Annotated in this window: 18 protein-coding genes; 15 read left to right on the forward strand and 3 right to left on the reverse strand. The window is 62.0% G+C overall.

All coding sequences use genetic code 11. The features are described from left to right. Positions 1-80: 80 nt before the first annotated feature. The 13 genes from hisH (at position 81) to pal (ending at position 7996) form a co-directional block, all read left to right on the forward strand. Complete coding sequence (gene hisH, locus ACXYN8_RS02445; protein ID WP_458887709.1) at positions 81-710, forward strand: imidazole glycerol phosphate synthase subunit HisH; 630 nt, start codon at positions 81-83, stop codon at positions 708-710. Next, positions 707-1435, forward strand: a complete 729-nt coding sequence (gene hisA / locus ACXYN8_RS02450) for a 1-(5-phosphoribosyl)-5-[(5-phosphoribosylamino)methylideneamino]imidazole-4-carboxamide isomerase (RefSeq protein ID WP_458887710.1) — start codon at positions 707-709, stop codon at positions 1433-1435. The genes hisH and hisA overlap by 4 nt, the downstream gene beginning before the upstream one ends. After that, positions 1432-1653 carry a hypothetical protein gene (locus ACXYN8_RS02455; RefSeq protein ID WP_458887711.1) on the forward strand — a complete coding sequence of 74 codons (222 nt, stop codon included), beginning with the start codon at positions 1432-1434 and terminating at the stop codon, positions 1651-1653. The genes hisA and ACXYN8_RS02455 overlap by 4 nt, the downstream gene beginning before the upstream one ends. Then, positions 1650-2414 carry an imidazole glycerol phosphate synthase subunit HisF gene (gene hisF / locus ACXYN8_RS02460; RefSeq protein ID WP_458887712.1) on the forward strand — a complete coding sequence of 255 codons (765 nt, stop codon included), beginning with the start codon at positions 1650-1652 and terminating at the stop codon, positions 2412-2414. Before ACXYN8_RS02455 ends, hisF begins: the two co-directional genes overlap by 4 nt. A gap of 87 nt (positions 2415-2501) precedes the next feature. Continuing rightward, a complete protein-coding gene (locus tag ACXYN8_RS02465) occupies positions 2502-2657 on the forward strand; it encodes a PEP-CTERM sorting domain-containing protein (RefSeq protein ID WP_458887713.1) in 156 nt (51 codons plus the stop codon). 65 nt (positions 2658-2722) lie between these two features. Then, positions 2723-3037 (forward strand): phosphoribosyl-ATP diphosphatase, encoded by a 315-nt coding sequence (locus ACXYN8_RS02470; protein ID WP_458887714.1) that lies wholly within the window; start codon positions 2723-2725, stop codon positions 3035-3037. Between the two features lie 11 nt (positions 3038-3048). After that, positions 3049-3426 (forward strand): histidine triad nucleotide-binding protein, encoded by a 378-nt coding sequence (locus ACXYN8_RS02475; protein ID WP_458887715.1) that lies wholly within the window; start codon positions 3049-3051, stop codon positions 3424-3426. An 85-nt stretch (positions 3427-3511) separates the two neighbouring features. Further along, positions 3512-3967, forward strand: coding sequence for a YbgC/FadM family acyl-CoA thioesterase (locus ACXYN8_RS02480; protein ID WP_458887717.1), 456 nt, complete (start codon positions 3512-3514; stop codon positions 3965-3967). After that, positions 3964-4668 (forward strand): protein TolQ, encoded by a 705-nt coding sequence (tolQ, locus tag ACXYN8_RS02485; protein WP_458887718.1) that lies wholly within the window; start codon positions 3964-3966, stop codon positions 4666-4668. Before ACXYN8_RS02480 ends, tolQ begins: the two co-directional genes overlap by 4 nt. Continuing rightward, entirely contained in the window at positions 4668-5111 is a 444-nt protein-coding gene (locus ACXYN8_RS02490) for an ExbD/TolR family protein (RefSeq protein ID WP_458887719.1), read from the forward strand. Before tolQ ends, ACXYN8_RS02490 begins: the two co-directional genes overlap by 1 nt. 10 nt (positions 5112-5121) lie before the next feature. Next, entirely contained in the window at positions 5122-6027 is a 906-nt protein-coding gene (locus ACXYN8_RS02495; protein ID WP_458887720.1) for an energy transducer TonB, read from the forward strand. A 7-nt stretch (positions 6028-6034) separates the two neighbouring features. Beyond that, a complete protein-coding gene (gene tolB, locus ACXYN8_RS02500; RefSeq protein WP_458887721.1) occupies positions 6035-7408 on the forward strand; it encodes a Tol-Pal system beta propeller repeat protein TolB in 1374 nt (457 codons plus the stop codon). A 78-nt stretch (positions 7409-7486) separates the two neighbouring features. After that, positions 7487-7996, forward strand: coding sequence for a peptidoglycan-associated lipoprotein Pal (pal, locus tag ACXYN8_RS02505; protein WP_458887723.1), 510 nt, complete (start codon positions 7487-7489; stop codon positions 7994-7996). A gap of 130 nt (positions 7997-8126) precedes the next feature. Here the strand turns inward: pal and ACXYN8_RS02510 are convergent, their stop codons facing one another. From ACXYN8_RS02510 to cas1, 3 genes are all read right to left on the reverse strand, one after another. Further along, positions 8127-8432, reverse strand: coding sequence for a hypothetical protein (locus ACXYN8_RS02510; protein WP_458887724.1), 306 nt, complete (start codon positions 8430-8432; stop codon positions 8127-8129). 42 nt (positions 8433-8474) lie between these two features. Further along, positions 8475-8936 (reverse strand): hypothetical protein, encoded by a 462-nt coding sequence (locus ACXYN8_RS02515; RefSeq protein ID WP_458887725.1) that lies wholly within the window; start codon positions 8934-8936, stop codon positions 8475-8477. A 120-nt stretch (positions 8937-9056) separates the two neighbouring features. Further along, positions 9057-10130 carry a CRISPR-associated endonuclease Cas1 gene (gene cas1, locus ACXYN8_RS02520; RefSeq protein WP_458887726.1) on the reverse strand — a complete coding sequence of 358 codons (1074 nt, stop codon included), beginning with the start codon at positions 10128-10130 and terminating at the stop codon, positions 9057-9059. An 84-nt stretch (positions 10131-10214) separates the two neighbouring features. Between cas1 and ACXYN8_RS02525 the strand changes: the two genes are divergently transcribed. Further along, a complete protein-coding gene (locus ACXYN8_RS02525; protein ID WP_458887727.1) occupies positions 10215-10820 on the forward strand; it encodes a hypothetical protein in 606 nt (201 codons plus the stop codon). 80 nt (positions 10821-10900) lie between these two features. After that, positions 10901-11470: a hypothetical protein gene (locus tag ACXYN8_RS02530; RefSeq protein WP_458887728.1), complete on the forward strand. Its 570-nt coding sequence runs from the start codon at positions 10901-10903 to the stop codon at positions 11468-11470. Positions 11471-11477: the final 7 nt, after the last annotated feature.

Raw genomic sequence — 11477 nt, forward strand, 5'->3', positions numbered from 1 at the left:
TCGGTGCGTGCCGCAAAGGCGACTGGCCGCCCGTCTGGTGAGGACCGCGCGCGCGGATGGGCGTGCGGGACGCAAGAACGATGGCTGAGATCGTCGCTCTCGTCGATTACGGCGCGGGCAATCTCCACTCGGTAGAGAACGCGCTGAGGACCGTCGGCGCCGAGGTGTCGGTGACCGCCGATCCGTCGGTGATCCGCGCAGCAGACCGCATCGTCCTGCCCGGCGTCGGCAGCTTCCGCGCCTGTGCGGAAGGACTTCGCGCCGTTCCCGGCGTGATCGAGGCCATGCACGAGCGCGTGTTCGTCGGCGGCGCGCCATTCCTCGGCATTTGTGTCGGAATGCAATTGCTGGCGACGCATGGGCTGGAGCACGGCACGACTGCCGGACTGGACTGGATTCCGGGCGAGATTCGCATTCTCGAACCGATCGACCCCGCTATCAAAGTCCCGCACATGGGCTGGAACGACGTGCTGCACGCCCATCACGGCGACGGCAGCGAGCTGATCGAGGAAGGGGAGGCATATTTCCTCCACTCCTATCACTTCGTACCCGACCATGGGCGCGACATCGCCGCGATGACCGATCACGGCGGCGGCGTGGTGGCCGCAGTGGCGCGCGACAATATCCTCGGCGTGCAGTTCCACCCGGAAAAGAGCCAGCGCTACGGGCTGGAATTGCTCTCCCGCTTTCTCGATTGGAGTCCCCGATGATCGTCTTCCCCGCCATCGACTTGAAGGGCGGCGAGGTCGTGCGCCTGGCAGAGGGCGACATGGACCGTGCCACCGTCTATGGCGACGACCCGGCGGCGCAGGCGATGATCTTTGCCGATGCGGGGGCGGAGCACCTCCACGTGGTCGATCTCGACGGCGCCTTTGCTGGCGAAAGCCGCAATCGCGAGGCGGTGGAAGCCATCGTGGCGCGCTTTCCGGGCCATGTGCAGCTTGGCGGCGGAATCCGCGACGCGGCGGCGGTGGAGGGGTGGTTCAACCTCGGCGTGGCGCGGGTGGTGATCGGCTCGGCTGCGCTGAAAGACCCGGATTTCGTCAGGGCCATGGCGCGCGAATGGGAAAACGGCATCGTCGTCGCGGTGGACGCCAAGGACGGCATGGTCGCGACCGAAGGCTGGGCGGAAGTGTCCGACGTGCCCGTGGCCGACATGGCCCGCCGGTTCGAGGACGCGGGCGTCGCCAGCCTGCTGTTCACCGACATCGGCCGCGACGGGTTGCTGAAAGGCTGCAACATCGACGCAACGGTGGAACTGGCGCGCCAGACCGACCTGCCGGTGATCGCCAGCGGCGGTGTGAAGGGGCTGGACGATATTCACGTCCTCTCGCTGCACGCAAATGAAGGGATCGAGGGCGTGATTACAGGGCGGGCCCTGTACGAAGGGCGGCTCGACCTCGCTGCGGCGCTGGCGATGGCCAATAAAGCATGACCCTCGTGCCTGCCGCCTTTGTTTTGGTGATGACAGCCCTTCTCTCGATAGGCGTCATTCAAACGATCGGTTCAGGCTCAATTGATACGCGCTCGGGTCGTTTCGGCGTTATAGAGCGCACCAAGAAGCCTATTGTTTTCTGGAGCCTCATCGTGGCCCAGATGGTTTTGAATTCCGTGTTGGCGTACTGCATCGTTATCTGGGCGCTCTCGAAATGACCGTCCGCATCCGCGTCATCCCCTGTCTCGACGTTGCTGATGGGCGCGTGGTGAAGGGTGTGAACTTCGTCGACCTGAAGGACGCTGGCGATCCGGTGGAGCAGGCGCAGGCCTATGACGCTGCCGGGGCGGATGAGCTGTGCTTCCTCGACATTTCCGCCAGCCACGAAGGGCGCGGGACGTTGCTCGACATCGTGCGGCGCACGGCGGCAGTGTGCTTCATGCCGCTGACCGTGGGCGGCGGGGTTCGCAGCGTGGAGGATGCCCGCGCGCTGCTGCTGGCGGGGGCGGACAAGGTCGCGATCAACTCCGCCGCCGTGGCCCGGCCAGACCTGGTGCGCGAAATCGCGGAGAAGTTCGGCAGCCAGTGCGTGGTCGCCAGCGTGGATGCGCGCCGGGTGGCGGACGGGAAGTGGGAAATCTTCACCCACGGCGGCCGCCGGGAAACGGGCATCGACGCCGTAGAATATGCCGTAAAGATCGCAGAACTGGGTGCGGGCGAGCTGCTCGTCACCTCGATGGACGGGGACGGGACGCAGGCGGGTTACGATCTCGAACTCACGCGCGCCATCGCGGACCGCGTCAGCATTCCCGTGGTCGCCAGCGGCGGTGTCGGTAATCTCCAGCATCTGGTCGACGGTGTCGCCAAGGGCCATGCCAGCGCCGTGCTGGCGGCCAGCATCTTCCACTTCGGCACCCACACCATCGCACAGGCGCACGACGCGCTGCGCGCCGCCGGGCTTCCGGCAAGGAGCGCCTGACGCTCCGTCCCGCAGAGGGACGATCGGCCATGCTGCGTTGCGTCATCCGCCCACCCTGCCAAGGCGCCGGGCCTGAAGGGTATTTTCATGCGCTACGCCGTTGCGATTGCATTCCTGATAATTTCCGTTCCTGCCGCTGCGGCGGGGGAAGCGGTAAGCGTGCCCGAACCTTCCAACCTAGCGCTCGCGGCGATGGGCTTCGTGGGGCTGGTCATCGGACGGCACTTCGCGCGCCGTCCTTGAGTCCGTAATGCGGTGCCAAGCCTAATTGCGTTGACGCGAATCGGGTGGACCTCCATCTTTCGCGCATGAACACGCTCGAACGGCTCGAAAACACGATCATCGAACGGCGCAGTGCCTCGCCGAAGCAAAGCTATGTCGCCAAGATGAACCAGCGCGGGATCGAAAAGATCGCGCAAAAGGTGGGCGAGGAAGCGACCGAGGCGGTCATCGCCGCCGTCGCCGGGACCAAGAAGGAACTGATCGGCGAATCCGCAGATCTGCTGTTCCACCTGATGATGATGCTCGAAGCGCGCGAAGTCCCTTTCGAAAAAGTGCTGAAGGAACTCGAAAAGCGCGAGAACAAGTCGGGGCTGGTCGAAAAAGCCTCCCGCAACTGGTAGCGGCGCGCACTATGCCGATCGACGCCACCGCGCCCTACGACGACCAGAACATCTTCGCGAAGATTCTTCGCAAGGAAATCCCGTCGACCGCGATCTACGAAGACGAATGGGCCTACGCCTTCCCCGACATCAACCCCCAGGCGCCCACGCATATCCTGGTGATCCCGAAGGGCGCCTATGTCAGCTGGGACGATTTCTCGGCCAGCGCCAGCGCGGAGGAAATCGCGGGTTTCGTGCGCGCGGTCGGTCATGTCGCGCGCGAGGCGGGCGTGGTCGAGCCGGGCTATCGCCTGCTCGCCAATATCGGGCACGACGGTCACCAGGAAGTGCCGCATCTGCACGTGCATATCTTCGCCGGAAAGCCACTCGGCCCCATGCTCGCGCGATAGGGCGAGGCAGCTTGTCGATCGGCTGAGTCGCTCCGTCAGATCGCGCTATGCAGCGAGTCTGCGGCCCGCTAGATGCGCTGCGACGATGGTTAATCTCCCTCAGCCACCCTCCGGCACGCTCGACGGCGCGCTGCATCGCTACGCGGTGCGGGTGTATTACGAGGATACCGACCTTTCCGGCGTGACCTATCACGCGAACTATCTGCGCTGGTTCGAACGCGCGCGATCGGACCTGCTCCGCCTGCTCGGCATCGACCAGCGCGCCGCCGTGGAAGCGGGCGAGGGTGCCTATGCCGTCGCCGACATTCACCTCGGCTTTCGCCGTCCGGCGAAGCTCGACGACGATGTGCTGATCGAGACGCGTTGCACCCGGATGGGCGCGGCGAGTTGCGAAATGCACCAGCGCGCGCTTCGCGGTGACGACCTGCTGTGCGAAGCGAGCCTGCGCGTCGGCTTCGTCGCGCCCGACGGTCGCCCGCGCAAACAGCCTGCCGCGTGGCGCGAAGCCTTCCAGTCCATACTCACGGAAACCCCTGCATGACCCCTCTTTCCATCCTCGCCGCTGCCGGTGCTGCCCCGACCCGGCTGGACCCGGTGCGATTGTTTCTCGACGCCGATATCGTCGTGCAGGTCGTTATGGTCGGCCTGCTGCTGGCCAGCATCTGGACCTGGATGATCATCCTCGGGTTCGGAATGCGGATGGGCCGCCTGCGCCGAACGAGCGACGCGTATGAACGCGAGTTCTGGGAAGCGGAGGACTTCGACGCGCTCCAGGGCAACCGCCGCTCGGCAGAAACACCGTCGGGCCGCGTCGCCGCTGCCGGCATGGGCGAATGGAAGCGCTCGACCCGCAAGGGCGTGCAGGACCGCGACGGTCTGCGCCAGCGGCTGGCGGTCGCCATGGAAAGCCAGGTCGCGCAGGAAGCGGACACGCTTGCCTCGCGCCTCAACTTCCTCGCCACCACCGGCTCGGTCGCGCCCTTCGTGGGACTGTTCGGCACGGTGTGGGGGATCATGAACAGCTTTTTCCAGATCGGCGCGCAGCAGAATTCTTCGCTGGCCGTGGTCGCACCGGGCATTTCGGAGGCGCTGTTCGCCACCGCCATCGGCCTGTTCGCCGCCATCCCGGCAGTCATCGCCTACAACCGCTTCAGCCATTCGGTGAACAGCTACGAAGCGCGGTTGCAGCGCTTTGCCGACCGGATGCACGGCGCGCTCAGCCGCCAGCTGGAAGCCCTGTAATGGCGATGGGCGTCATGAAATCGGGCCGTGCGGGTCGTTCGACCCGGCGCGCGCCGATGGCAGAGATCAACGTCACGCCGCTGGTAGACGTGATGCTGGTGCTGCTGATCATCTTCATGGTCACCGCGCCGCTGCTGACCGCTGGCGTGCCGGTCGACCTGCCGGACAGCCGCGCAGAGGCGCTGGCGCAGGAACAGGACCAGATCCAGGTTTCGATCGACAGCGAAGGTTTCATCTACCTCGACGACGCGCTGATCGACATCGGCGGCTTTCCCGATGCGATCGCCAATGCCGGGTGCGAGGGTGACAATGCGCCGCTGATCACGCTGCGCGCCGACCGCGCGCTCGATTACGGGCGAGTGATTGCCGTGATGGGCGAGCTCAACCGCGCGGGTTGCCGCCAGATCTCGCTGGTCACCAACAGTTCAGTTACCGCGCCATAGCCGTGGGACAATGGCGTTGAATTTCGCGCATCTCGAACGGGAAGAACGCATCGGCCTCGGCGCCGCCGTCGTGTCGCACGTGGCGCTGGCCGCGCTGCTGGCGTGGCAGGCGATGAGCGAGGTCAAGACCATTCCTGTGCCCGAACGGATGAGCGTGAGCCTGGCGGACGAGGTCGCGCTGGAATCCACGTCGCCAGACCCCTCCGCGCAGCCGCAAGCGGCGCAAGCGCCGGTTTATGCCGAGACGCCCGCACCGCCTTCCGAGAGCATTCTGGAGCCTGCTCCGGTCCCGTTGCCGACACCCACCCCGACACCCCGCGTCACGCCTGCGCCAACGCCAACGCCCACGCCGCGCGCCGTGCAACGCCCGACGCCCCGGCCGACCCCTGCGCCCACGCCGCGCCCGACACCGCGAGCCACGCCTGCGCCCACGCCGCGCCCGACACCGCGAGCCACGCCTGCGCCTGCACCGCGCGCGACGCCGCGGCCGACGCCGACGCCCGCTCCCCGATCCGGTGGAGCGAGCGAGATCGGCTCTGACTTCCTCGAGGGTGCAGGCTCGAGCCGGTCGAACAACAACGGCAATCCCGCGCGCAATATCGGGCAGCTGCGCGCATCCTTCGCGCAGTCGGTCCTGCGACAGGTGAAACCGCACTGGCAGGGCAGGGTGCCCCAGGGCGTCAACACCGACAGGCTCGTCACCGTGCTCAATGTCGAGCTGAAATCCGATGGCAGTCTCGCCCGCGCGCCCACCGTACGTTCGCAATCGGGCATCGACGACAGCAACCGCGCGCAGGCGGAACGTCACGCGGAAGAGGCCATCCGCGCCGTCCAGTTGGCGGCGCCCTTCAAGCTGCCGCCTGAAGATTACGAACACTGGAAGAGCCTGCCCCCATTGAGCTTCAAGAAAGGCTGACCCGCCCATGAAACTGTTTTCCGCCGCACTCCTGCTGTTTGCCGCACCCTTGCCGGTGCTGGCGCAGGACATCTCCATCGACCAGACTGCACCCACGGCCTCGCCGGTGGAAGAGGAGCAGGCGATCGAGATTACCGACGATGCCGACTGGGAAGACCTCGGCATCGCAATCCCGGCATTCGCGACCAACGCCAATGTGCCCACGCCTGCCAATTCCAGCGGTACGGCCGCCCTGGGGCTGGAACTGTCGCGGGTTATCTTCAACGATCTCAAGAACAACGGGCTGTTCAAGCCGACCGGCCCCGACCCGCTGCCGCGCCCGACCTATGCGCAGATCTCCGCGCCCAGTTGGGGCGTGTGGAGCGGCCGCTCGGCAGAGATGCTGGTACAAGGCTACGTCCAGGCGGACAGTGGCGGACAGCTGACCGTCGGGTGTTACCTCTACGACGTCGCTTTGCAGAACGAACTGGCGCGCGCCGGGTGGAAGGTTGCCGCCGCCGACTGGCGCCGCGCCGCACACAAATGCGCCGACCTCGTCTACTCGCGCCTCTCCGGGGAAAGCCCGTTCTTCGATTCCAAGATCGCGTATATCGCGGAGACCGGGCCGAAGGATAACCGCACGAAGCGGCTGGCGATCATGGACAGCGACGGGGCGAACCACCGCTTCATCACCAACGGGCAGTCGACCGCGCTCACCCCGCGCTATTCGCCCGACTATTCGAAGATCGTCTATCTCAGCTATCTGAACGGCAATCCGCGCATCTATGTCTATGACGTCGGCAGCGGGAAGCAGACGCTGGTGGCGCAGAACTCCAACCCGACCTTCGCACCGCGCTGGTCGCCGGACGGGCGCTACATCCTCTATTCGATGGCCGTGTCGGGCAATACCGATGTCTACCGTGTCCCCTCGACCGGCGGCGACGCCGTGCGGTTGACCGACAGCCCCGGCATCGACGTCGGCGGCAGCTATTCGCCCGATGGTCGCCGGATCGTGTTCGAGAGCGACCGTTCCGGCAGCCAGCAGTGCTATGTGATGGATGCGGACGGATCGAACCAGCGCCGCATCAGCTTCTTCGGCGGGCGCTGCGCCACGCCGGAATGGAGCCCGCGCGGCGACCAGATCGCCTTCACGCACATGGCCGGCAATTTCCGCATCGCGGTGATGGGGCCGGGCGGCGGCGGCCTGCGCTACCTCACCAACAGCTGGCAGGACGAAGCGCCGACTTGGTCCCCCAATGGCCGGATCGTGCAGTTCTTCCGCACGGCGCGCAATTCTGGCAACACCGCTATCTGGCAGGTCGATCTGACCGGCCGGAACGAGCGGCGGTTGCAGACCCCGGTCGACGGCTCCGACCCTGCCTGGGGACCGGTTCTGCCGTAAGTGCGTTGACACCATGACAACCGGGGGACGGGGCTCACATCTCTCCGATCCTCTCAATTCTCGAAAGGGAGAATGCCGATGAGACTGCACACCACCACGCTGATCCTGGCCGCGTCGGGCCTCGCGCTCGCTGCCTGCGCTAAGAAGGCGCCCGAAGAACTTCCGCCCGCGCCTGAGCAGACCGACGCCACGCCCACGCCGACCACGCCGACAGGCCCTGTTCCCGGTACGCAGGCGCACTTCGCGTCGGTCATGCAGGGTCAGGACACGATCTATTTCGACACGGATCGCTACAACATCGACAGTTCGGATGCCGCTGCTTTGCAGCAGCAGGCGCAGTACATGGGGCAGTATCCCAATGCCCGCGCCACGATCGAAGGTCACGCCGACGAACGCGGAACGCGCGACTACAACCTCGCGCTCGGCGAACGCCGCGCCAATGCCGCTAAGAACTACCTCATCAGCCTCGGCATTCCCGCCGCGCGTCTGGCCACGGTCAGCTATGGCAAGGAACGGCCCAAGGCGCTCGGTTCCAACGAAGCCGCCTGGGCGCAGAACCGTCGCGCGGTGACGGTGATAATGAATTGACGAATACGCTCCCCCGCCTCGGCGGGGGGGTAATGCGATCGACACAGAAATGCGGGGAGCTGACCACACGGTTGGCTCTCCTTTTTCTATTTGGGGTGACTGTATCTGACCTTGCGCCAGTAGCAGCGGCTCAATCGTCACAATAGGCTTGTCGCATTTCCCTTGCTTCCCATCGCGCAATGTCAGCCTTCTTAGGATACCAGTCATCGCGCCTAAGGTTGGGGTAAAAACCCTGCCGAATGTCCCTGTGGAATTCCCGCAAGTCGGACATCAGCCGCGCTGCATCTCCCTCAATTGGCTCGCCAAAGACAGAATGCAGATATTGCACTAGCGCAGCCTCGCGATTTTGGTTGGCGCGAATATCGTAGAGGATTGCGACTGTGAAACCCAATCCAACCAGAAGAACAATTAAGATTGCTGCTAGCAAATAGATCATCGCTTGTGTCCTGCTATTCCAAATCAACAGCCTTCGTAATGGTTAGTCTATGTAGGGGACCCACGAAAAAGCTGCGCTCAAAAATTGCGGGAAAAAGAGAAAGACGAAGAAGCTCGGTATAGCCAACAATGTTGCCCAGCCGAGGGCGTCTAGTGAGACATTTGAACTGTTATGTTCTCTCGCTTCCCGCAACGCCGCCTTGTAAGTCGCGGTCAGCGGGAGAACACTGGCAAGAAAGGCAAGAGGCCAAAACAGCCAAGCGTTCAGGTCTTGATGCTCGATGCCTAGTTTTGTCCAATTGACCACAAAGGCGACGTAAGACGCAGCGAGATAATATTGGCCAATGGTCGCAATCAAGAACCCAATCCACCATTTTAGGCTACTTGCACGCGGCTCATTGCGAGCGATAAGTGCCCCAGGAAGACCAACAATATTGAGCACAAAAACCAGTGCGAACGTCGCTATCGCAGCCATCACTGCCAGTAATATAAGGCTGAAAATCATGCTTCGCTCCCATCAAGAAACCGAATTTCGAGCACGCAGCAAGCCGCTACGCCATTCGATGTAGAGTTTAGACAAAAATGATTTCAGAATTGCCAAAGCTCTTGGGCTAAGAATGAGCTATCAACATATGACGCTTGCCACCGCACGCGCCAACTGAGGCGACAACCTGCAAACTCCATCCTTTCGCAAAATGAAATCGGCGCCCGAAAACGTATGCTTTTGGGCGAATGCCAGAATGGCAGCATCGACCTTTGGCCGCTCCGGCTCAATCACGTCATAGGCATAGGCCGGAACCTCGCGGCGATAATGGTGCATGATCCCGGCGAAAGGGTCATAGCCATCAATTACGGCTTGGACCTGCAATTGCGCCAATCGCACGGAATAGGCGTAATTGAGCATTGCATTGATAGGGTGCGAGGCTTTCCAATTTCGGGCTTTCCGGCCTGTGAGAATTGAGCTGCGCGCCCGGTATTGCCGCCATGTGTCGGGAATTGGGTAACGGCCTTCTGCCTTCCATTGCAATTCGATTGGCTTCCAAGCCGCGAAATAGCGGGCGGCGCATTCCCCTTCGATTGAGCGAATGTCATTCATTTCAGTTAGCGGACAATCGGGGAGGATGGCCAATGTCTCATTGGCTTTGGCAATTGCGTTTTCCCGATAAGGGCTATCGGGAACGTGGTTTCGCAGGGTCACAAGGCTATTGCGGACTTTGTCGCAAATCAGCTTTCGGGCAAATTCCAAACGCAATTGTTCATTGGATTGCGTTTTGTATTGCCATTGCAGGTTTTCGGGATTGCCAATGAAGCCTGCGCCGGATGCATAGACGACCGGATCACCGCTCCATTGAACTCTGGCGAGTGCAACACCTTGCTCGGCAAGCCATCCCAGCACATCAAATGAGATTGAGCCGGTTCCGTCCAGTAGCAGGATCAATTTCGGCAATTCCAAATCGCCTTTGAAATAGCGGAATTGCTCTGCCTTTTGCGGGTAATGGCTAAAGCCCTGCTTGATTAGCAATGAGCCTTTTTCAATTCGCAAAGTGGTGCCGTGGCCGGTCAGAATCAATGGCCGGAAATTGCGTTCGCGCCGTTTCCGTTTGCGGTGTGGCTTGGCGGCTTTGGCCATCCATAATTCTGAGCGAATTGCCCATTCATCGGCAATTTCATTCGGGCGAATTTCGGTTTCCTGAAGCATTGGCCCTAATAGCACAAATCCCCGGATTCCCGTCATAATTTCAAGGTTAAAAGGGTATTTGCAATTGCGTGCTAGGGTAGCGAAATGAGCGAATTGCAACTCTGGGAAAATGGTCAGCCGTTGGGGTTTGCCGCAATTAAGTTTGGCGATCCATATCAAGTAGGCGAGTGGCGTGGAGCTGACGGCATTGGGGCAATTGATGCTCACGAATTTCTGCTGATCTCCGACCTGTTCGGTCGAATTCAGGAAGGCGAGTTTGCCGCAATTGGCTTTAGGCTCGCACCAACGGTTAGCGATGGCCCTGTGAGAATTCCCGAACACACATTTGAGCCGCGCCCTGAATTGGAGCTTGTCCGAAACGACAAATTGCAGGTTTCGGGTTATTCTTATGAGCGCATTCGCATTGTTCCCAACCACGAGGCGGGCTGCGATAGCTTTGGAAAGCTAATCTCAAAAATTTCCGCAGGCCGGCGAAGCACATACCCAAAGAGCAAAACAGTAATTGCGGCGCTCTTCCAGATTAAAAGCAATTGCAGCAAATCGGCGGAAAAGCTCCATCCCGATTTCGAATTGGAATTCAAACGCCAATACCCATTAAGCGAATGGGGAATTGCACCGCCTTCGCAGCGCACATTGCGCGATCATTTGAAGCGATTTCGGCAAGAATTGGAAGAAACGCAATCGGCCTGATTTTGCCGATTGATTCAGTCGCCTAGCCCTCACTCCCGCCACCATCCTTGGCCCACTCGAATCAGCGAGTGGAAACCAAGATGGCCAAAAAACGGGATTACAAGGCTGAGTATCAGCGCCGCATTGCCAACGCTGCCAAGCGCGGCTTGAGCCGTTCGCAGGCTCGCGGCCATGCAAGAGCTGGCGAAAAGCCAATCCAACCCACGCGGGTCAAGAGCGATGAACAGCTAGAGGCTGCGCTGAAGCTCCTGCGCCAGTCAAACAATCAGAGCCGCGCTGCCAACGAAGCCGGTGTTTCCGCCGAACGCTTCCGGCGCTTCTTGCGCAGCAATGCGCTTGCCGAACGGCAAGGCCGAAAGTGGGTGCTAACCGACAATCGCAGCCGCCGGATGACCGTCATCACGAACGGGGAAGCTGTCGAACTTACGCTGCGGGACTTCGAGCAATCATCGCTCAATGGCAGGCACCTGGCCGCCGTTGGCACCTTCTTGCGCACCAACGACATTGACCAGTTGCGCCCATTCGAAGGCCAGTCGGTCATCGATGCCACGGGCCAATCCCACCCGCTCGAAACCAACCCTTCCGCTCTTTACCGCCTCGCTGCTGCCGGGAGCGAGGTCTTTCACGAAATCTACCGGCTCAATCTGTGAGAAGCGA

This window comes from Altererythrobacter sp. CAU 1778 (assembly GCF_054482795.1).